This window comes from Citreicoccus inhibens (assembly GCF_019039035.1).
Taxonomy (GTDB): domain Bacteria; phylum Myxococcota; class Myxococcia; order Myxococcales; family Myxococcaceae; genus Citreicoccus; species Citreicoccus inhibens.
In genome coordinates, this window is record NZ_JAHNZT010000016.1 from 100,593 (window position 1) to 123,554 (window position 22,962).

Here is a 22,962-nt window from a genome sequence, read left to right on the forward strand (position 1 = left end):
CGAGGCTCAGCGGGAGCGGCGCAGCATGGCCTGCACCTGCCCGTCATCCAGGTCGTCCACGTCCGCGAGCAGTGCGTCCACCTCCGCGTCCTCGGCGACCTTGCGTTCCTTCGAGGCGTCGCGCAGGCCGAGGACCTCGACCGCGAGGTGCTCGGTGAGCGCGTTCACGGTGGGGTTGTCGAACGCCACGGTGGCGGGCAGCGAGGCCCCCAGGCTGCGCTGGAGGACGTTGCGCAGCTCGACAGACATCAGCGAGTCCATGCCGAGATCGAAGAAGCCCTGGGCAGGGTCGAGCGGTTCGAGGGCGGGCCGGCCCAACACCCCATTCACCAACGTGCCCACATGGGCCCGCAGCGCGGCGCGGCGCTCATCGGGTGGCAGGCGATCCAGTTTCGCGCGCAGGTTCTCCACCGTCGCTGCTGCCGCGGGCTGGAGGAAGCCCTCGTAGAGCGGCAGCCGGCCATGGCGGCCCAGCACCTCCCAATCCACTGGGAGGATGCCAAGCTGCCCGCGCAGCGACAGGGCTTGCTCCAGCACCCGAAGGCCCTCCTCGGGAGGGATGACGCCGAAGCCCAGCATCTCCATGCGCCGCTGGAGCTGGGCCTCGGAGGCCGCGCCCACTTCCGCCCAGGCGCCCCAGTTCATGCTCAGGCCCGGTAACCCCGAGGCGACGCGCAGCTGCGCCAGCCCGTCCAGGAAGGCATTGGCCGCCACATAGCCCGCCTGCCCCGCCGAGCCGATCAACGAGGCGGCCGACGAGAACAGGATGAAGAAGTCCAGCTGCGTCTCGCGAAGCGCCTGGTGCAGATTCCAGCCGCCAGCGACCTTCGCGGCGAAGACCGTCGCGAAGCGCTCGGGCGTCATCTGCATGAACAGGCCATCGTCGATGACACCCGCCGCATGCAGGACCCCGCGCAGTGGCGGACGGCCCTTCAGGCCCGCATCCAGGCACTGCTGAAGCGACTCCGCCCGCGACACATCGCATGCGAAGACGTGGACCTCCACGCCGCGCGCCTTCAACGCGTCGAGCCGCGCGCGCGCTTCCACCTGAGGCTCGCGCCGCCCGAGCAGGACAAGGTGCCGCGCGCCCCGCTCCGCGAGCCGCTCCACCACGGCCAATCCCAGACCTCCGAACGCCCCGGTGACGAGGTAGCTCGCGTCTGGGCTCAGCGTGGGCTCCGGCTCGGACATCGCCACGCGGCGACTGCGCGCCAGACGGGCCACGCGACGCGACTCTCCGCGCCACACAATCTCCTCCTCCGCGCCGCTGCCGAACAGCTCGGCCTGGAGGTGCTCGACGTCGCGTTCGGAGGCTCGCGGACTCAGGTCCACGCGGCGGCAGTGAAGCTCCGGATGCTCGCGAGCAATGGCCTTGCCCAGGCCCCACAGCGCCGCGCCCTCCAGATGCTCCACCGATTCACGCTCCAACACGGACTGCGAGCCGCGCGTCACCAGCCAGAGGGACGTCGGCGCCTGCTTCTGCGCCCGAATGAGTGACTGCGCGAGCTTCAACACCCGCGAGCCCTGCGCCAGGACAGCGTCCGGAACAGCCGAACCTCGCGCCGCATCCTCCAGGCTCCACAGGTCAATGACGTGCAGGGGCGACGTGGCGTCTCGCTTCGCGAGCAACGCCTCCACGCGCGCCTCGTCGGACTCGGTGGCCGTGGCACCTCGCGCCACGGTCACGACACGCCAACCCTTTGCTTCGAGCCGGTCGGCCAGCGCGCGCCCCAGACCTCGCGCCTCCGCGAGGATGAGGCACTGCGCGGGCTCGGGCGGAGTCGTGGTCGCGGCGAGAGGAGCTTCCCGCCACGCCAGCTCATAGAGCCAGTTGCGCAGGCGCTTGCCGCGCGCGCCCAGGAACCCCTCGCGGGTGACTCGCCGCAGACGCAGGCGCTCGACCTCCGCGACGCGCTCGCCCTCCGGAGTGAGCAACACGAGGTCGCAGGCGTACCCCGGCCCCGAGGGCTCGTCGGTCCGCGAGACCTTCGCGTGCACCCACACCTCCTTCGCACCCGGGTTCCACACGCGCACCGCGCCGACTCCGGCGGGGAGGTAGGCCGCGTCCGCCGACTCCTCCACCACGGCCCCCACCATCTGGAAGCACGCATCGAGGAGCGCGGGCGGCAAGGCGTAGCGGCCCGCGTCCGCGATGGCCGCGCCCTCCAGTGCAAGCCGCGCGAGCACGGCGCCGTCCCCAGTCCACAGGCCCCGGATGGCGCGGAAGCTGGGGCCATAGGCGAGCCCCGCGCGCTGGAGCTTCGCGTAGTAGCCCTCGACGTCCACCTCTTGAACAAGCTCGCCTTGGAGTCGTGCGAGGTCCACGCGAGCCCCCGACGCAGCGGGCGTCGAGGACAGGCGTCCGTGCGCGTGGAGCGTCCAGGTCGGCTCGGGCTCGCCCTGAGAATCGTCCTGACTGAAGATTTCAAATCGCCCCGCGCGATCGCCCTCGGGGGTGTAGAGGAGTTGCAGGCGTCGCTCCGTTGCATCCGCGAACAGGAGCGCTTGCGCGAACGTCACCTCGTCCAGCCGTGCCTGCCCCGCGCCCAGCACCGCCGCGCCGGCTGCGAGCCCCATCTCGACATACGCGGCCCCTGGCATCACGACCTGACCGAAGACGCTGTGGTCGCGCAGGAACGCGGGCCGAGATGGCGCCACGAAGGACTCGAACGCGCGCACCTGTCCTGGCGAAGCCTGACGACGTCCCAGCAAGGGATGAACCTGCTCGGTCCCTGCGGTGTCCCGCGCACGCGTCCCCTGTCGATCCCACTCCGTACCCGCGAGCTCCATCCAGTACTTCCTCCGCTGAAAGGGATAGGTGGGAAGCGCTGCCTTGCGCCGATCCCATCCTTCATCGAGTCCCGCCCACCGCACCGGTGCGCCGGCGACATAGAGGGACGCCAGTCCCTCCAACATCTGCTTCCAATCCGAGTGCTCGGGCCGAAGGCTGGCCACCCACTTCGGGCCTTCGCGCGAGAGGCACTCCTGCCCCAAGGTCAGCAGCGTGGGACGAGGCCCCAGCTCCACGAAGCACTGGATGCCCGCGCGCTCCAGCGTCTCCATGCCGCGCGCGAACAGCACGGGCTGGCGCAAGTGGTCCACCCAGTACCGAGGCCGGGTTACTTCCTGCCCCGCCTCCTCGCCGCTCACATTGGAGATGAGCGGAATGGACGGCGGCTGTAGCCGCACCTTCGCCACCGCGCGCTCGAACGCATCGAGGATGGGGTCCATCCGCGCGGAGTGGAACGCGTGAGAGACCCGCAGCAGCGTGCCTCGCTTGCCGTCGCGCGCCAGCTCCGCGAGGCAGTCGCGCACCGCGTCCTCGTCCCCCGAGAGCACCACGCTGCGCGGACCGTTGATGGCGGCGAGCGACACCCGCCGGCCGTGCTTGGACAGCAGCGCCTCCGCCGTCACCGCGTCGGTGGAGACCGCGGCCATGGCACCGCCCGCCGGCAACGACTGCATCAGCCGGGCGCGCGTGGCGATCAGCTCCAACCCTTCTTCCAAGGTGAAGACGCCGGCCACACACGCGGCCACGAACTCGCCCACCGAGTGCCCCATCACGGCCTCGGGCGTCAGCCCCCACTGCATCCACACCTGGGCCAGCGCGTACTCGAGCGCGAACAGCGCGGGCTGCGTGCACCCCGTCTCATCCAGCCGGGCCCGGGCACGCTCGTCCCGCGCGGCGGGATAGAGCAACGAGGTGAGGGATTGCCCCAGCATCGGCGCGAGCACTTCGTCGCACCGGAGCAGCGTGCGCCGGAACAGCGGCTCGGTGCGGAACAGCTCCTCGCCCATGCCCAGCCACTGCGCGCCCTGCCCCGTGAAGAGGAAGGCGCAACGAGGCGTGCCCTCCTGCTTCCCCTGGAACATCGACGGCGCGGGCTGCCCCTGCTGGAACGCGCGCAGTTGCTCGCGCATCACCTCGCGCGAGGCGCCCACCAGCGCGAGCCGATGCCGGAAGTGGGTGCGGCCGGTGTTGGCGGTGAAGCAGACGTCCTCCAGCGGCTCGGACGAGGGCGCGCCGAGCGCCTCCTCGTAGCGCTGGGCGAGTGCGCCGAGCGCCTCCGGGCTCCGCGCGGACAGGGTCAGCACCTGGACGGGGCGAGGGTTCGGCTCGGGCTCACGCGGAGCCTCGGCGGGTGCCTCCTCGACGAGGACGTGCGCGTTGACGCCGCTCAGTCCGAAGCCGCTGATGCCCGCCACCCGGGGCGCCTCGCCCGCTGGCCACGGGGTCAGCCGCGTGGGGATGGTGAGGCGCAGCCGGGCCCAGTCCACCGCGGGGTTGGGCTGACGCAGGTGGAGATGGGGCGGCAGCTCGCCATGGCGCAGCGACAGGGCGACCTTGATGAGTCCGGCCGCGCCCGCCGCGGACTCCAGGTGCCCCAGGTTCGTCTTCACCGAGCCGACCTTCAGGAGCCCCTCGGGCCCGCGCCCCTCGCCGAGTACGGCGTCCAGGGCACGCAGCTCGATGGGGTCGCCCAGCGGAGTCCCCGTGCCGTGTGCCTCGATGTACTGCACGTCCGCGGGCTTGAGCCCCGCTGAGTCGAGCGCCTTGCGCAAGAGCTTCTCCTGCGCGGGGCCGTGCGGCACGGTGAGTCCGCCGCTCGGCCCATCATGATTCACGGCCGAGCCTCGGACGAGCGCGAGGATGCGGTCCTTGTCGCGGCGGGCATCCGACAGCCGCTTGAGGACGAGCACGCCGCACCCCTCGCCGCGCCCGTAGCCGTTGGCCGAGGCGTCGAACGTCTTCGAGCGCCCGTCCGGCGCGAGGGCCCGCATCTTCGACAGGACGATGTTGTTGTCCGGATGGAGAATGAGGTTCACCCCACCCGCGAGCGCCAGGGAGCACTCGCCCTGGCGCAAGGCCTGCGCCGCGAGGTGCACGGACACGAGCGCGGACGAGCACGCCGTGGCCACCACCATCGAGGGGCCTTGCAATCCCAAGACATACGAGACACGGCCCGCCGAGAAGCTCAGCTCATTGCCGGTGCCCATATACGGCAGGTCCCCGGTCTTGATGGCATTGAAGGGGACGCGGCCGTAATCACTGCTCAAGAAGCCGACATAGACGCCGGTCTCGCTGCCCGCGAGCGAGCCTGGGGCGATGCCGGCGTCCTCCAAGGCCTCCCACGCGACCTCCAGCATGAGCCGCTGCTGGGGGTCCACGTAGCTGGCCTCGCGGGGCGAGAGCCCGAAGAACTCGGAGTCGAACCCCGCGATGGGCTGCGCGAGGAAGCCCCCCTCCCGCACGCTCATCTTCCAGGCCGCGTCCGGGTCCTGGGCGTAATAGGCGTCCGCATCCCAACGATCCGCGGGCACCGGCCCCACCGCGTCGGTGCCCGAGCGCAACAGCTCCCAGTACTGGCGCGGACTGTCCGCGCCGCCCGGGAAACGGCAGCCCATCCCGATGATGGCGATGGGCTCCGAGCGTGCCTGTTCCAGGCCCTCCACGCGCGCGCGGAGGGTCTTGATGGCCAGCGCCGCCCGCTGAAGGGGCGTCATCGCCTCCGGCGAGGAGGAGGTCGGATCGTTGGGCATCGTGTCGACCTAGTGTCCTGCGGTGGCGAGTGCAGGCCCCGGGCTCACGGCTGGACGGGCGCCCATGCTCTTCCAGTCAATCGTCCCGAGCTGCGCGGCGATCTTCAGGTCGATGATGCGCTGACGCTCACCTCGGTCCAGGACGATGCTGAGGTAGCGCGCGCCCTCGCTGATGATCCAATTGCGCTCGACGAAGCTCGCGAGCAACGCGTCGAAGTCCGCCTCCGACAGCGGCCCGCCCTCGCGGCCCTCGTTGACGTGCGCCAGCGCGGAGCGCGAACTCTGGATGGAGTCCATGAACTTGAGCAGCCGCAAGCCGTCCGCGGTCAGCGGTGTCTCGCGCGACGCGCCGTCGCGCGAGTCGAGGATGAACGTCTTGCTGCCCTCGGTCTTGAGCTCCAGCGTCACGCCTCGGCTGTAGCCGTCGCGCCACTGCTCGGTGCGCTTGAGGGTGTCCTGGAGATAGACGGTCGGGTCGCGCTCGTCCTCGTGGTCGTAGTCGAAGTAGTAGGCGATGCGGCGCCGCTCCTCGGGGGGGAGCTGCGCGTAGACGTAGTCGTAGGACCACTTCTGGCGGACGTTCTTGAGCTTGTACTTCTCCGGGCTCTTCCAGTACGGCGCGAAACGATCCAACCGGATCTTCCCGGCTCCGCCCGGCGGCGGCAGGTGAAACAGCGAGGGCATCAGCTCCGCCATCGCCGCGTACTCAGACGGCAGCTCTCCCGGGAAGCCGAAGAGGATGTTCCAGTTGACGTTGATCGCGAACTCCTCGCACCACTTGATGAGCTGGATGTTCTGGAGACGGGTGGTCCCCTTGTCCATCAGCTCCAGCACCGCCGTGCTGAGGCTCTCGATGCCCGGCTGGAGTTCGGTGACGCCGCCCGCGACCATGAGCTCCAACTGATCTTTGCGCAGGTTGCTCTTGGTCTCGTAGAACATCGTCAGCTCATCACCTTGCGTGATGAGGGCCGGGAACACCGACTTGATGTATTTCAAGTCGAGGATGTTGTCGGCCATCATGAAGAAGTTGAAGCCATACTTCCGAGACAGCGTGCGCATCTCCTGGACGAAGCGGCCCGGGTCCTTGCTGCGATAGGCCATGCCAGAGCCGTTGAGGCCGCAGAACGTGCAGTGCGCCTTGGCGCCCCACCAGCAGCCGCGCGACGACTCGGCCGTGAGGTTGGCGCGCTTCGCCATGGGCATGTCCTTGATGGCCGCGAAGTAGTGATCGAAGTCGGGCATGGGCAGTGAGTCCATGTTTTCGATCTGCGGCGCCGCCACGTAGCGCGGCTGGGGACGCCCTCCGCTCTTCTCCAGCACGTTCTGCACGAGGCTCAGGATGACGCCCTCTCCCTCGCCGGACACCACGTGGTCCATGAACGGGAAGTTGTCCGCGAGGGCCTTGCCCATGTCCGCCTCGCAGTTGGCGCCGCCCATGATGAGCGTCAGCTCCTCACGGGGCCGCAGCCGACGCAGCTCCTTGGCCAGCGCCAGCGACGCCAGGCTCTGCTGGAAGGTGGACGTGAAGCCGATGACGCGGGGGTTGTCGCGGAGGATCTCCTGCGCCCACTGCTTCACGATGCGCGGGCTGTCCTCGCGCAGCGCGCGGATGAGCTCGCGGGCCCGGCCCCAGTGCAGGGCCTGCTCGCGGCGCGCGCCACCGCCCGAGCTGGCGCCCTCCGTGTGTTGTTTCACCTCGAGGAGCGGCGTGAGCCGGTCCGCATACTCCTCCCAGTTCGACGCCGCGTCGCCCCAGAGCGCCGGCGCGAAGACCATCTCCCCCAACAGCAGGTCCGGCGACGCGGGGAGGAAGGCCATCTCACCGGCGAGGATCTCCGGGGGCGTGGCGTAGGACAGGTAGTAATACAGCTCCCAGCCAATCTGACGCATGAACTGCACGTTCAAATACTGCACATCCGCGCGGATGCCGTTCTGCTGGAGGAGGCTGAGCATCGTGCTGACGCCGAGGGCGGGCTGATGCTCGGGGAGGAACGGCGCGACGACGAATCGGACTTGAATGGAATCACCAGACACATCCAGCTCCTTTGAAGGATTCAGCGCAGCGCCAGGTAGAGGGAGTCCGCCAGCTCGCCGATGCTCTTGCCGGCCAGCAGCTCCTGGAGGGGAAACTCGACGCGAAGCTCGCTGTGCAGCAGCTTCTTCAACTCCACGCCCATCAACGAATCGAGGCCCAGCTCGTGCAAAGTCTGCTCGGGCTCGGGGAGCTGGGAAGCGCCCAGCTCGAGCACGCGAGCCACCCGTGCGCGGAACCAGTCGAGCACCGCCGCGCGACCTTCGTCTCGCGAGCCGCTCCGCACGCGGCGCAGCAGCTCGCGACGCCCACCCGCGTCGCTTCGGGCCGCGTCCGTGCCGCCCCAGAAGTCCTCGAACAGCGGCGGCAGCGCGTCGCCCGGCAGGCCGCTGATGAACGTGGGCCAGTGAATGGGCATCACCCCCACCGCCGCCGGCACGGGCCCGAAGATCTGCTCCAACACCGAGAAGGCACGCGCCGCGGGCAGCATGCCCACGCCCTTCTTGCGCATGCGCGCATCCAGGGCCTGGAGGGCTTCGTCACCCGGCTGCATCCACGCGCTCCAGCTGGAGCTCTGGGCATGTTGTCCCAGGGAGCGGCGGTACTCCGCGAAGCCATCCAAGAAGGCCGTGGCCGCCAGGTGGTTCGTCTGCCCCGAGCCGCCCAGGAGCGACGTCGAGGATGACAAGGACAGGAAGAAGTCGAGAGGCCGGCCCGCGAGCCAGCGGTGGAGGTTCCACGCGCCGGCCACCTGCGCCGCGAACACGCGCCCCATGCGCTCCCGCGTCTGGTGCACGAGGATGCCGTCATCCACCTCCATCGCCGCGTGGATGACCCCGCGCAAGGGAGGCATGCGCTTGGAGATGCCGGCCATCACGAAGTCGAGGTCCGAGTCCACCGAGACGCCCGCGAGCGAGACGATGGTCGCGCCTCGGGCGCGCATCTCGCCCACCTCCTGGGTGGAGACGTCGCTGGCGCGCTTGCGCCCGAGCAACACGAGGTGGCGCGCGCCGTGCTCCACCATCCACCGGGCCACCATCAACCCGAGACCGCCGAGTCCGCCCGTCACGAGGTAGGTGGCGTCCGCGCGGAACGCCCCTCGCCCCACGCCCTCCCAATCCCACTGGCGATGACGCATGAGCCGCAGCACGTGGCGGCCCCCGTCGCGGAACAGGACCTGATCCTCGCGCGAGCCGGCGCGCAGCTCCGTCCAGAGCGCGAGCGCGGCGGACTCGGCATCCCGGTTGGGGTCGAGGTCCACGCGACGGCAATCCAGCTCGGGATGCTCATACGCGATGGCCTTGCTCAGCCCCCACAGCGGAGCGCCCAGCAGGCCGGGCAGCTCGCCCCGCTCCTCCAGGCGCTGCGCGCCGCGGGTGACGACCCAGAGCGAGGGTGACGCGGCGCCGCTCTTGAGCAGCGCCTGCGTGAGGTACAGCACCGCGCCGCACCCATCGAGCGACTCATCCTGAAGCTCGAGGACCGACATCGCTTCTGGCCGGGGCGCATCCAGGTTCCACAGGTACACCGCATGCGACGGCGCGATGCCGGCCGCGGTGAGCGACGCCATGAGTTGATGGAAGGACTCGGGCGCTCGCGCGGAGACCTCGTGTCCACCCGCGCCATCCGCTCGGTACGCCGCACCAGGGCGCACGAGCGTGCAGCGCCCGCCGGCGGCTTCGATGTGTCGGGCCAGCGCCTCCGCCACGCCGCCCCGGTCCGCGAAGAGCAGACAGTGGACGGGCGTGGGCGCGACCTCCACCTCGGGCTCGCGCGCGCGCTCGGAGGCGGGCCGCCAGCGCGGCGCGTACAACCACGTGTGCGGCAGCTCCGCGTAGCGCGGGGCATGCATGAGCCGCTCGCGGTTCTGCGCTTCGAGCTGGGACGGCTCCAGCGAGGACTGCTTGCGCGCGGTCAACAGCAGGTACGAGACGGCGTCTCCCGCGAGCAGGCCCGCGAGCGCCTCGTGGGCCCGCGCGACCTCGGTCCGGACGTCATCCTGGGCCCAGCCCAGTCGCTGCAGCTGCGCGTCCAGCCCCGGCGCGTGGAGGTAGTTGGCGGCCTCGCGCGCCGCGTCCACGCAGTCCTCGATGAGGAAGCCCTGGGCCGAGAGGTCCGCGCACAGCTCGTCGAGGAGCGGCAGCCCCAGCCGCTCGACGTGAGGCAGCGACAGGCGGGTGCGAAGGAAGAGGTCGCCCAGGACAAGCTGGCCCCCTTCCTTCACCCGCCCGCCCAGCGCGGCGAAGAGCGCCGAGCGGTCCTCTGTCTGGCGCAGCGCCTCCAACCCGAAGGCCAGATCGAACGGCTCCCCCGCGCGCTCCCCTCCGAGCGCCTCGGTGGTGATGGCGACGCGCTCCTCGAGGCCGTGGCTGCGCACGAGTTGGCGCGTGGCCTCCACCTCGGCGGCGGAGGAGGCCTGACCGACGAGGTGGCGCGTCGCCGTGCGGCGGGCGAGCGCGACGAGTTCCTGCCCCTGCCCTGCTCCGAAGCCCAGGATGCGCTCGCAGCGCGTGAGGTCTACGTTGCGGAAGAGCGCGCCCCGCAGCTCTCGGTGGGCTTCCGCCAGAAGCACGGCCTGCGCCCCCGAGGCCGCGCCGCGCGCCGCATCCAGCCAGGAGAACGCGGGGATGACCTCCCCGAGCAAGGCGAGCGTGGGGAACGCGCCCACCGTGCCGCCGCCCTGCTCCGCCTGGGCGCGGAAGAACGCGTCCAGCGTGAGCGCGCGGCCCCGAGCGCTGGGCGCCTCGTTGGACGTCGCGGTCCCGCGAGACTTCAGCGCCAACTCCAACAACGCGCGTCTCTCGGGTGATAGCGCGGCGAGCCGCTCCGCGAGAATCCGGCCCGTTCCCTCGTGTGCCATCCCGACTGCCTCCTCACTGGACGCCTCGCGTGGGGCGCAGGGCTCCCACGGGGCGAAAGAACGTCGTGGTCGTTCAACAGCGCGCTGGCGCTAGGTGAGCTTGATCTTCTCCGGCGCGGTGGCCGGAACAGGCGCGGCGGGCTTCGGCTGCGCCGGGGCTTGCGCCTGGGGATGGGCCTCGCCCTGCTTGGGCTCCTGGCCGCGCGCGCGCGTGGCCTCCTCCATCAGCTGCTTGAGGGTCTTCATGCGAGGGCTGAGGCGCCGATCACCGCCGGCCTCGCTGCCCTGCGAGCGCGCGTCATCCTGGATGGCCGTGTCGATGTGCTCCAGCTCGTGAATCTGCGCGTCGAGCAGGTGCGACACCCCCTGAAGGAAATCCCGCTTGGCGCGATAGAGCTGCTGCACGAAGCCGCGCCCTCCTGGGATGACAGCGTCGACGAAGCCGGCGACCTGCGCCCCTTCCTCGGGCTGGGTCTCCAGTCGAAAGAACCCCTTGGGCAAACGCTTGTTCTGCGAAGTCATGTGTCTCTCCTCTCGTGTTGAAAGCTCACCGTCAGTCTGTTCCCTTCCAGCCGGGCTCCCGTGGTTGCCAACGAGGCAATCATTCGCGGAAGCAAGACATTTCGCCGGAAGTCACCCACCTGGATGACCAGCTCCGACTCACGACGCGAGAGATTGATTTCGTCTCGGGTCGTGAACGGCAGATGGATCTCCAGGCAATACACATCCACCGCGTCCTTGCGGATCCCCAGCGCGGGCGAGGTGACGCGGGCCCCGGTGGGGTCCTCGTCCGCGTGCAGCAGTCGCGCGAAGGCCATGAGCGCGTCCGGGCCCACGACCTCGGCGGACTGCCGGGGCACTTCGACGACTTGCAGCGGCTCGACCTGCGCCTGAAGCGCCCGAGCCAGGCCCTCCGCCGGAGCCGCGCCGAGGTGGTTGACCACCAGGCCGTCCACGCAGAGCCCCTGGAGACAGAAGGCCGAGTACGCCCGACGCACCTCCTCGACGGCGCCGGCGCGGGGGGCCGTCACGAGGCGAAGGGTGGTCACCTCGGGGTCGCGCAGCAGCACTTCGAGCGCGCTCAGGCGGTCGCGAACCCGGGCGAGGGCTTCGACATTGCCCCGAGCCCAGCGCACGCTCCGCTCCGGGCCCGCCCAGCGCCGCACGAACCAGCTCAGCGAGGCCGGGCCGCTCACGAAGCGCAGCGCCGCGCCGAGCGAGGGCCCGTCCACGATGATCAACGCGTAGCGCCCCGAGCGAACGTGCTCCTCCAGGAGGAGCAGCGCGAGCAGCTCATCCAGCCCCGGCGCGAGCGCCACCTCGTCCGCCGTCACCCCCTCCAGGCCCCCACCCAGGAGCGTGGCGATGTCGCCCCGCCCCTCGTTCCAGCCACGCGCCAGCTCGGCGTGGACGTCGAGGGTCTGGATGTCCAGGTGCGCGTCCGGGCCGAGCACGTCGCGAAGTCCTCGCGATTGATCGAAGGACAGCACCAGCGTCCGCGTGCCTCGGCGCGAGGCGGCGAGGCCGGTCGCGGCCGCCACGGTTGTCTTTCCGACTCCGCCACTTCCCGTGACAAGGATGATGCGCGTCATTCCACGGCTCCTGTGTTCACTCACGCTCGGGGACGGTTCGCGGTCTTCAGCCCACCGCGGGCGCGGGTTGGGTCCCCGCGGCGGCGTCTCCCAGCCAGCCGGAGCGCTGCAACCACTGGCGCGTGCGCTGGAGGAGATCCTGGGTGGACTGCTGGCTCAGCAGTTGGACGAGCACCTTGTCGACCTGCTCCAGGTCGGTGGCGGACAGGCTCTTCTCCACCGGAGGATTCAGCCGGAGGTACTGCTTCCGGAGGATCATCCGGCACTGGTAGTGCACGGCGTCCGAGCCGGCATCGAGCAGCATCTTCACCAGGACCATGGGGTCGCGCAGGTCGAGCAGCCACTCACTGAAGCCCCAGTTGGCCGTCCCGTCCCGGAACTTGGGGTCGAGGTAGCTGGGCATGACGCCATTGCCCATGGACAGCAGCAGGATGTTGCTCAGGTCGGGCGCCTCCGACTCCAGCGTCTCCAGCTTCTCGTGTTTGCTCTTGCGAGACGCGTCGTTGATGACCTGCGCGAGCCCGATGAGCGAGGGGTTGTTCGCATACACCCCGCCATCCACGTAGCCGCTGCCCTTCTCCCGGAGGCCCTGGTAGATGGGATACGACATGGGCGGCGAGCCGCTGCGCATCAAGACATCCACCACCAGCTCGTTCATGTCCGGGTCGTTCTCCGAACCCGTGTTGTGAAACACCTTGGCCTTCCAGGCGCGCACGACACCCCGGTTGCCGTCGAGTTGGAACGAGGGGATGACGACCTTGCGCTTCAGGTCCCCCAGCTTCAGGTTGGGCCCGAAGTAGCTGGAGAAGAAGTCGCGCATGTAGCTCGAATCCAACAGCGAGCTGCCTCCCATCAGCGCCCGGACGGTGCGAGCCAGGGAGACACCCTTCTTGTTCATGGAGACGACCTCACCCCAGAACTGGAGACACTTGTCGAAGGCGCGGTCCGGGTCCTGCTCGCTGGCGAAGAACGCGGCGTTGAACGAGCCCGCGGAGGTGCCAACGAACATGTCCACCTGGTTGAGCAGTGCTCGTGAGTCTCCACTCTCGTCAAGCAGCTGGCGCAACGCGCCCAGCATGCCTGCCGAGACATACCCCTCGCCCCCAGACACGGGCGTTCCATCCAATGCGAGAATCCGGTGCGGCATCACGCGACCTCCTTCGAGGAAGAACCGGTCCACTGAGTCAAGGTGGGCTCGGTGCGGCGGGGTTCTTGTCTGGCGAGCGCGACGGCCACCTCATCCAGACAGTTCTGCAGGTGTTGCGCGAGGACCGTCACGTTCCGCTCATCCATGATGAGTGTCATGTGATTGCCCGGCACGCTGATGACTTCCACGCCGGAGCGCGCGAAGCGGCGCACGCTCTCGACGAGTGAATCCTTGCCCGGACGCGACGGCCCCGCGCGGAACAACGTCGCGTGGCCTTCGTACGAGGAGAAGGTGTACGAGCGCTCCGCCCGCAGGGTGACGAGCATGTTTCGCGCGGTGCGCCGCACGTCGCGGAGGAAGCGCCGGAGGTAGCTGCGATGGCCGTCCGAGTCGCGGCGGAGCAGCTCGCCTGGAGCGTCCGGCAGGCTGATGCCCATCCACTCGCCCACCAGCTTCAGGCTCGCGTAGTCCCGCGGCAGCGGCGTCTGGACCAGCACCTTCACGAGCTGAGAGCCCGTGCTGACGGCTTCCTTCACATCATGGCTGTCCTGAGCGGCCTTGCGGTCCAGAGAGGCGCCGTCAATCAAGGCCAGCAGCGCGACGTGCTCACCCTGGGCCTCGAGTTGACGCGCCATCTCGCAAGCGACGATGCCGCCGTAGGACCACCCCGCGATGCGGTACGGCCCTTGAGGCTGGACCTGCCGCATGCCCGCCACGAAGAGCGCGGCCGTCTCCTCGATGGAAGCCAGGGCCGGCTTCTCGTCCGTGACGCCGGGCATCTGAAAGCCATACAGCGGCTGCTCCGGAGACAGGTGGCGCGCGAGTGAGACATACACGGCGGGACTGCCCGCGGACGGCGGCGTGCAGAAGATTGGCGACTTGCTGCCCCAGGGCTTGAGCGCGACGATGCAGTCGGGCAGTCGCACCGCGAGCGCGGTCGGGCGGTCCGCGCGCGTGAGCCACTGCGCGAGGCCCTCGATGGTCGGGCGCTCGAAGATCTCGTTGAGCGGCACGTCCACGCCGAGCGCGCTCCGGATGCGCGCGATGAGCTGGATGGCCAGCAGGGAGTGTCCTCCCAGCTCGAAGAAGCTCGCATCGGGGGCCACCGCGTCGAGCCCGAGCAGCTCGCGGAACAGCGGCTCCAGCTGGCGCTCCATCTCGGTGCGGGCCTCCGAGCGAACCCCCAGGCTGGCATCGCGCGGACGGGGCGCAGGCAACGCCTTGCGGTCGACCTTGCCGCTGGGCGTGAGCGGCAGCTCCGGCAACACCAGGAAGCTCGACGGCCACATGTACTCGGGTAGCTGTCCCTGGAGGAATCGGCGCAGCGACACATCCAGGTCCTCGGCGTCGCCCGGCCTCGGAGGCGTGGGCTGGACGTAAGCCACCAGGCGCGGCGACTCCCCCGTCGCGCGGTGCAGCACCACCGCCGCGTGGACCACCTGCGGATGACGGGCGAGCGCGGACTCGACCTCGCCGGACTCCACGCGGTGGCCGCGAATCTTGAGCTGATCATCCAGCCGGCCCAGGTACTCGATGTTCCCGTCAGGCAGGTGCCGCGCCACGTCACCGGTGCGGTACAGGCGGGAGCCGGACTGCCCGGGCAGCTCGCCTGCGAAGGGATTGGGGACGAACCGCTCGGCCGTCAGGTCCGGACGCCCGAGATAGCCTCGCGCCAGTCCCGCGCCCGCGATGTACAGCTCACCGGGCACGCCTGGGGGCACCAACTGTCCGTGGCGATCCAGGATGTAGAGCTGGGTGTGGGTGATGGGACGGCCAATGGGGATGCGCTCCGGAAGCGGCGCGCCCGTGGAGGGCACGTCGTAGAACGAGCAGGCCACCGCGGCCTCGGTAGGGCCGTACTCGTTGATGACGCGCGTGGAGAGGCCCAGCTCCCGCCAGCGCGCGAGGTCCCCGCCGTGGAGCCCCTCGCCGCCGAGGACGACCGCGTGCGTGCGCTCCAACACCTCGCGAGCGCGGCCCAGGCCCTCGAACGCCCTCAGGTGCGAGGGCGTCATCTTGATGAAGCTCAGCCCCTGCTCGGGGTACTCGCGCGAGGCCAGCAGCTCCAGCTCCTGTCCGCGAGGGAGCAGGAACAAGGCGCGCCCCGTCAACAGCGGCGCGAAGAGGCTGGTGAGCGTGCCATCGAAGCTGATGGAGCCCAGCACCGGGCTGCCCGCCCCCCGGGGGAGTCGGTACGCCTCCGCGCTCCATCGCAGGTAATTGACGATGCTCGCGTGCGTCACCTGGGTGCCCTTGGGCTGCCCGGTGGAGCCCGAGGTGTAGAGGATGTATGCGAGGTTCTCCGCGGTGACGTCGCGGCGCAGGCGGCGCCCCGTGGCGCTCGGCAGGCCCGTGCCCTCGTCATCGAGGTGAACGACCGTGAGGCCTTCCGCGCCGGGGACTTCGCCCGAGGTGAGCAGGACGTGCGGACGCGCGTCCGTCAGGATCCGGCGCAGACGCTCAGGGGCTTCGTCAGGGTCCAACGGGAGGAACGCGCCGCCGGCCTTGAGCACCGCGAGCAGGCCGACGATCAGCCGAGGCGCGCGCTCCAGGCAGACCCCCACCACCGCCTCCGGCCCCACGCCCAAGGTCTGCAGATGCGCGGCGAGTCGATCGCTCTGCTGATCCAACTCACCATAGGTGAGTTCCCAATCCCCCATGACCAGGGCGCACGCATCCGGGGTGCGCTCCGCGCGGGCTTCGAAGAGCGCGTGCAGGCACTCCGCGCGAGGCGGCGCGGCGCGGGTGTCGTTCCACTCGAGGAGCACGCGGGCCCGCTCGGCCACCGGCAACAGCGGCAGCTCGGTGACCGGGCGGTGCGGCTCCGTCACCAGCGCCCGCATCAGCGTGAGGAAGCACGCCACGTAGCGCTGGATGGTGTCCCGCTCGAACAGCTCGCGATTGAAGACGATGCGCCCGGTCAGTCGTTCGCCGTGGTCCTCGGCGAAGAAGTTGAGGTCGAACCGCGAGGCCGTGGTCTCGAACTCCAACGGCAGCATCCTGGCGCCGGCTGGGTTCGTGAACCCGCCCGCCTCTCGCGTCCACGAGAACACCGTCTGGAACAGCGGATTGAAGCCCAGGTTGCGCGGCGGCTTGAGCTCCTCGACGAGCAAGTCGAAGGGAAGGTCCTGGTGCGAGAACGCGCCCAGCACCACTTCGCGAACGCGCTCCAGCACCGTGTGGAAGCTGGGCCGTCCGCTCAGGTCCACGCGCATCACCAGGTTGTCGACGAAGAAGCCGACCAGGGGCTCCAGCTCCGGGCGTCCGCGGTTGATGGAGTTGGCGCCCAGGGCCAGGTCCTCGCGGCCCGACAAGCGGTGGAGCAGGACGAAGAACGCGCCCAGCATGCTCACGAAGGGCGTGGCGTTCGCCGCGTGGCCGAGCGCCTTGAGCCCCTCGGCCAAGGCGGGCTCGACATCGAAGCGGACCTCGCCTCCCGCGAAGGACTGAACGCGCGGGCGCGGATGGTCCGTGGGCAGCTCCTGCAACGGGGACAGGCCCGCGAGCTGCTTGCGCCAATAGTCCACCAACCCCTGGCGCACCTCGCCCACCAGGTAGCCGCGCTGCCAGACCGCGAAGTCCGAGTACTGGAGTTCCAGCGGAGGCAGCGGCGACGGCTCGCCTTGCGAGAACGCCGCGTACAACATCATCAGCTCGCGGATGATGATGCCGCGCGCCCACACATCCGCCGCGATGTGATGCATGCAGACCTGGACGAGCTGCCCTTGGGTCCCCTGCGTGATGACGAGCACGCGCAGCATCGCGTCGCGGCTCAGCTCGAAGGGGCGTTGCCCCTCGCGATGCAGGTAGGCCTCCACCCCCTCGGGGCAGAGCGCGAGCACCGTCTCCTCGGAGAGCACGCGGAACTCGAGCCGAGGGTCGGGGTCCACGATTTGAACCGGAACGCCCTCGTCCTCCGCGTAGTACGTGCGGAGGATTTCGTGGCGCTGGACGATCTCCGCGAAGCAGCGCTCCAGGATGTCGGTGTCGAGCGCGCCCTCCACGCGCATCGGCAGCGCGAGGTTGTAGGTGGAGCTGCCCGGCTCCAGCTGATCCAAGAACCACAGCCGCTGCTGACCAAAGGAGAGCGGCGCCGGCTTGTCGCGAGGCGCGCGGGTGATGGGCTGCACCTCGCGGACCCGATGCCGCTCGCGCAACAACTCCAACAGCTCGCCCTTGTGCTCGGCCAGTACCTTGCGCAGGTCGTCCCCCGCGGCGCCCTTGGGGCCGCGCAGACGCAAGAGGTCACCCTCCGCCCAGACCTCGAGTCCTCGCCGGTTCAGCTCGGCGAGCAGCTCGCCCATTCTCATAGCGTCAGCTCCTCGACCTCGGTGGCGGGGATGGGCGTGCGCGCGAGCAGCTCGCTCAGTTCGAGCTGGGCGTGCAGCGACTCGACGATTCCGTCGATGCCCGTTCCATCGATGAAGCGCGACATGGGCAGGTCCACCCCCAGCTCGCGACCCATCCGGTTCTTCAGTTCAACGGCGCGCAGCGAATCGAGCCCCATCTCGTTGAGCGAGATGCGTCGCTGGAGCACCTCATGCTCGGGCGAGAATCCGAGCAGCGGGGCCAGACGGTCCTGCACGTAGTGGGTCAGCAGGCCGCGACGACGTGCGGCATCCGCGCGCTTGAACTCCTCCAACAGGCCCGTCAGGCGCGCCGCGCGAGCAGGCGTTCCCGCCGCGAGCGCGGAGAACAGACGACCGTGGCCCGGCGAGGGCGGCGCCTCCATGGATGTCGCGCTGAAAGGCAGCACGCCCACCTGCGTGGATTGTCGCGCGAGCAACGCCTCCAGGACTTCGAGCGCGCGACGCGGGGGGAGCACCGAGGCGTCCTCCGCGCTCCCCTGCCCTCGGCCGCGCGACCGCTCCGCCATGCCCGCGCCCGCCCATCGCCCCCAGTTGACGCTGAGCGCGGGCAGCCCCTGGGCTCGCCGATGATGGGCGAGCGCGTCCAGGAACGTATTGGCGGCCACGTAGTTGGCCTGTCCTGCCACGCCCACGAGCGATGCCGCGGACGAGTAGACGACGAAGAAGTCGAGTGGCAGTTCCGAGGTGACCCGGTGCAGGTTCCACGCCCCCAGGACCTTGGGCTCCAGCACCCGCGCCAGGCGGGCCGGGTCCTGATGAGGCAACACACCATCGTCGAGCACACCCGCGGCGTGGATGACTCCGCGCAGCGCGAGTCCTCGGGCAGCGACCTCCGCCACGACGCGCAGGAGGTCCTCGTGGCGCGAGGCATCTGCTCGGGCCACCGTCACCTCGCAGCCTCGCTCGGCCAACGCCGCGAGCCGCTCCTTCGCGTGCTCGCCCGGCTCACCTCGACCCAAGAGGACGAGGTGACGGGCACCCGCGTCCGCGAGCCACGCGGCGGTCTCCAGGCCGAGCGCGCCCAAGCCCCCCGTGACGAGGTAGGCCCCGTCCGCGTGGAGCCGCGGAGGTTCGGACTTCGCGCCAACCCTGTCCGCGCGCAGGAGCCTCGCCGCGAGGAGCTGCTCCCCGCGCAAGGCCAGCAGGTTCTCTTCGAGCACCGCTCCGAGCAGCGTCAGGAGTCGTGCGGGGGCCTCCGCGCTGTCGTCCAGGTCCACCAGTCGGCAGCCCAGCTCGGGATGCTCCAGGGCGGCGGCGCGCCCCAGTCCCCACACGGGAGATTGCGCAAGACCGCTCACGGTGTCGCCGGGCCGCGCGGCGACCGCGCCACGCGTCACGAACCACAGCGCCGGACGACGCGCCCAGTTCGCCCGCGCCATGGCCTGCACGAGGTGCAGCGCCCCGAGGGCTCCCGCCATGGCCGCGTCCGCCAGCGATGCGTCTGCGCGCTCCACGCGACGCTCGAGGCCCCAGAGCCAGACCACCGTGGTCGGCTCCTTCTGAATGGCCAGCTCGCGGAAGACGGCGTCAAAGCCCGCGGGGTCGCGAGGGTCCACCACGTACCGGTTCGCGCTGTCCTGCGCGGAGCGCTCCCCTGGAGTCACGAGGATGCAGCGACGCGACGGGCCCTCCAGCCGCTCGCGCAGCGCGTCCGTGACGGCTCCCTCTTCGGCCACCAGCACGTACCGTCCACCCTGGGGCAGAGGGCCTCCCTGGCGCGGCGCGGGCTGCTCCTTCCAGGCCATCTCCAGGAGCACCTCGCGCGCGGCCTCCGGGCGCGCCGAGAGGACAACCTGCCGATCGATGCGCTTGAGTTGGAGTCCATCCACCTCGGCGATGACCTCGCCGTCCTCGCCCAGGAGGCGCAGGTCGATGTGGAGCATCTCCACCGAGGGGTCCGCGTTCCCGTTGTTCCGCGCGTGCACCCAGATGGCGCTGGTGGGCCGCCGGAACCAGCGCAGGCGCTGAATGGCGACCGGCATGCGCTGGCGGTGGGACGTCGAGCGCTGGGCCTCCTCCATGAAGAGGGCCGCGACCGTCTGGAAGCAGGCATCCAGGATGAGGGGATGAAGCCGGTACGCCTCCATGCCGAGGACGTGCTGATCCGGCAGGCGGATCCGCGCCAGGCATCCGCTCGGCTCGAAGCGCAGCTCCTCGATGGCCTGGAACGACGGGCCATACTCGAGCCCATGCTTCGCCATCAGCGCGTAGAGCGGCGCCGCGGAGCTGGGTGCCCCGAAGCGCGCGAGGAACCGCGCATCGAGCGCACCCCTGGTCCCTGGCGAGGGGAGGTCCCCGATGAGACCGCGCGCGAGCCGCTGCCAATCCTGCCCCTCGGCATCTCGCCCGTGGATCTCGAAGCGCGCGCCGCCGTCGTCCGGGGTGAGGACCGTCTGCACGTCGCAGACCGAGCCGTCGCCGAACACCAACGGGCGCTCCAGCTCGAAGGACTGGAGCTGAAGTGGATGCTCGCGCTCCGTGGGAGGCAGCGCGGCGCTCAGCGCCATCTCCACGTAGCAGGCGGCGGGAAGAACGGTGGATCCAAACACGCGGTGCTCGGCGATGAAGGCCGGCGAGGAGGCGCTCAAGCGAGCCGAGAGCCGCGTCTCGCGAGAGCCCGCGAGGGGCATGGGCACACCGGCCAGCGGATGGGACTCTCCCTTCGCGCCGCCCGACTCCGCCACGTAGCGCCCCGGGCCCACATCCAGCCAGTAGCGCTCGCGCTGGAAGGGATACGTCGGCACGTTCGTCGGCCGTCGCTCGAAGGGCGCATCGAAGCCGGCCCAGTCGATCTCAAAGCCGCGCGTGTACAACCCACCGAGCGTGGACAAGAGCTGCGCGGCCTCGCCCGCCGAGGGCCGCAAGCTCGGCAGCCACGCCAGCGCGTCCTCTCCCGCGAACAACCGGCGTCCCAGTCCCGCGAGCACCGGCGCCGGCCCGACCTCCAGGTACGTCCCGTGCTTGAGGGCCCGCATGCGCTCCAGGCCCTGAGCGAAGCGCACGGGCTCGCGCAGGTGGCGGCTCCAGTACCCCGGCCGCGTGAGCGCCTCGGTGACAAGGCCCCCCTCCAACGTCGAGACGAAGGGCAGGCGCGGCGGCGAGAGGGACACACCTTGAACCGAGGCCTCGAAAGGCCCCACCACCGGATCCATCAACGGCGAGTGGAACGCGTGGGTGACCCGCAGGAGCTTGCACGTCACGCCCTCGCGCTCGAGCGCGCCGGCCAGGTCGGCGATCGCGGCCCGGCTCCCCGAGACGACCACTTCCTCGGGGCCATTGATGGCCGCGATGGACACGACCTCCGCGAAGGGCGCCAGCACGCGCGTCGTCACATCCTCCGACGCGGTGACCGCGAGCATCGCGCCGTCACCCGGTGCATCGCTCATCAGTCGGGCGCGATCGACGACGAGCCGCAGCGCGTCCTCGATGCTCATGACGCCCGCGACCACGGCCGCGGCGTACTCCCCCAGGCTGTGCCCCATCACCGCCGAGGGGACGATGCCCCACGATGCCCACAGCTCGCAGACCGCGAACTCGAGCGCCACCAGCGCGGGCTGGGCGCAACGTGCGTCCTCTTGCAGCCGCGCCGCCTCGTCCCCGAAGAGGATGTCCTCCAGGCGGGGGACGATGAGGCCCGCCAGGACGGCCGAGCAGCGTTGCAGGGCCTCGCGGAAGACGGGCCAGAGGTCATGCAGCTCGCGCCCCACGCCGGCCCGCAGCGAGCCTTGTCCAGTGAAGAGGAAGACGGGCCGCGGACTCTCGATGCCCCGCCGGGGTTCGCGTGGGAGCGCCGCCTTCTCGTCACGCAGGCGCTTCAGCGCCGCGCGCAGCTCCGCGGTGGTGGCGCCCGTAACGGCCGCGCGGTGCTCGAACTGCGAGCGCCCCACGTTGGCCGTGTAGCACCAGTCCCCGAGCGCCGCGTCGTCACTCGGCAGCTCCTCCACGTGGGTGGCCAGGAGGGCATCGAGCGCGGCCTCCGTCTTCGCCGAGAGGGACAGCACATGGAGCGGACGCTCACGCGCGGGCACGGGGCGTTCGAGGACAGGGGACTCCTCCACCAACAAGTGCACGTTGGTGCCGCTGAAGCCGAAGCTGCTGACGCCCGCGATGCGGCGCGCCTCGCCCCGAGGCCACGGCTGCGCGGAGGTGGGGATGGTGACGGGCAGATCATCCCAGCGGATGTTCGGGTTCGGCGTCGCGAAGTGCAGATGCGCGGGGATGCTCTCGTGGCGCAGCGCCAGGATGACCTTGATGAGCCCCGCGACGCCGGCGGCGGCCTCCAGGTGCCCGATGTTCGTCTTCACCGAGCCCACGAACAGCGGACGCTCGCGCGTGACGCCCCGGCCGTAGACGGCGCGGATCGCCTCCATCTCGATGGGGTCGCCCAGCGCGGTCCCGGTCCCGTGCGCCTCGATGAAGCCCACCTGGTGCGGCTCCACGCCGCCGTTCTCCAGCGCCATGCGCAGGACGCGCTCCTGCGAGCGCCCGTTGGGCACCATGAGCCCGCTGCTGCGCCCATCGTGGTTGAGCGCCGAGCCTCGGATGACGGCGAGGATCTGATCTCCCGCCGCCAGCGCATCCGACAGCCGCCGCAGGACGACGACGCCGCACCCCTCTCCGCGGCCAAAGCCGTCCGCCGACGCATCGAAGGCCTTGCACCGGCCATCCGCGGACAGCATGCGGTTCTGGCACTCGAACATCATGGTCAGGGGCGCGAGGCTGAGGCTCACCCCTCCGGCAAGCGCCAGATCGCTCTCGTCATTGCGCAGGCTCTGACACGCGAGGTGGACCGCCACGGCCGAGGACGAGCAGGCGGTGTCCACGGTGAGCGCCGGCCCCTGGAAGCCCATCGTGTGAGCGATGCGCCCCGCGGCCATCGACGGGTAGTTCAGCGACGCGGACTGCATCTCCACGCCCGCGGTGATGCCGAGCACGTTGTAGTCGTTGTGCATCAGCCCCACGAAGACGCCCGTGCGGCTCCCGACGAGGCCGCCGGGAGGGATGCCCGAGCGCTCCAGCGCCCGCCAGCACTCCTCCAGCAGCAGCCGCTGCTGCGGATCCATGTCCTTCGCGTCGCGCGGCGGGATGCCAAAGAAGCTCGGCTCGAACAGGTCCACGTTCTCGATGAACGCGCCGCGACGCGTGTAGACCTTGCCCCTCACGCCCGGGGTGGGGTCGTAGATGTCGTCGATGTTCCATCGCTCGCGCGGCACCTCGCGCGTGGCGTCTCCTCCGTCACGGAGGAAGCGCCAGAAGGCCTCGGGCAGCTCATCGCCGCCCGGGAAGCGACAGGCCATGCCGATGACCGCGATGGGCTCCGCGGCCAGCACGTCCTTCTTCGCGCGGAGCTGGTTCGCCAGATAGGCCAGCTTGACGACCGGAAGCTCCGAGATGCGTGTCGGCAGTTTCGCCATCGGGTC

General features: G+C 70.3%; 8 protein-coding genes. All 8 read right to left on the bottom strand.

Annotation, left to right across the window (positions count from 1 at the left end):
- Positions 1–6: 6 nt before the first annotated feature.
- The 8 genes from KRR26_RS19925 to KRR26_RS19960 all read right to left on the bottom strand — a co-directional run bounded on the left by KRR26_RS19925 (position 7) and on the right by KRR26_RS19960 (position 22,956).
- Positions 7–5,541: a type I polyketide synthase gene (locus tag KRR26_RS19925; RefSeq protein ID WP_217080557.1), complete on the bottom strand. Its 5,535-nt coding sequence runs from the start codon at positions 5,539–5,541 to the stop codon at positions 7–9.
- Between the two features lie 9 nt (positions 5,542–5,550).
- On the bottom strand, positions 5,551–7,575 hold the full coding sequence (locus KRR26_RS19930) for a RiPP maturation radical SAM C-methyltransferase (protein ID WP_120209760.1): 2,025 nt from the start codon (positions 7,573–7,575) through the stop codon (positions 5,551–5,553).
- A 20-nt stretch (positions 7,576–7,595) separates the two neighbouring features.
- Positions 7,596–10,433 carry a KR domain-containing protein gene (locus KRR26_RS19935; RefSeq protein WP_217080558.1) on the bottom strand — a complete coding sequence of 946 codons (2,838 nt, stop codon included), beginning with the start codon at positions 10,431–10,433 and terminating at the stop codon, positions 7,596–7,598.
- A gap of 90 nt (positions 10,434–10,523) precedes the next feature.
- On the bottom strand, positions 10,524–10,955 hold the full coding sequence (locus KRR26_RS19940) for a hypothetical protein (RefSeq protein ID WP_120209762.1): 432 nt from the start codon (positions 10,953–10,955) through the stop codon (positions 10,524–10,526).
- Positions 10,952–12,025, bottom strand: a complete 1,074-nt coding sequence (locus KRR26_RS19945) for an ArsA family ATPase (protein WP_217080559.1) — start codon at positions 12,023–12,025, stop codon at positions 10,952–10,954. Before KRR26_RS19945 ends, KRR26_RS19940 begins: the two co-directional genes overlap by 4 nt.
- 46 nt (positions 12,026–12,071) lie before the next feature.
- A complete protein-coding gene (locus KRR26_RS19950) occupies positions 12,072–13,172 on the bottom strand; it encodes a patatin-like phospholipase family protein (protein WP_120209764.1) in 1,101 nt (366 codons plus the stop codon).
- Positions 13,172–17,482 (bottom strand): non-ribosomal peptide synthetase, encoded by a 4,311-nt coding sequence (locus tag KRR26_RS19955; protein WP_217080560.1) that lies wholly within the window; start codon positions 17,480–17,482, stop codon positions 13,172–13,174. The genes KRR26_RS19950 and KRR26_RS19955 overlap by 1 nt, the downstream gene beginning before the upstream one ends.
- Positions 17,479–22,956: a type I polyketide synthase gene (locus KRR26_RS19960; protein ID WP_217080561.1), complete on the bottom strand. Its 5,478-nt coding sequence runs from the start codon at positions 22,954–22,956 to the stop codon at positions 17,479–17,481. Before KRR26_RS19960 ends, KRR26_RS19955 begins: the two co-directional genes overlap by 4 nt.
- Positions 22,957–22,962 lie beyond the last annotated feature (6 nt).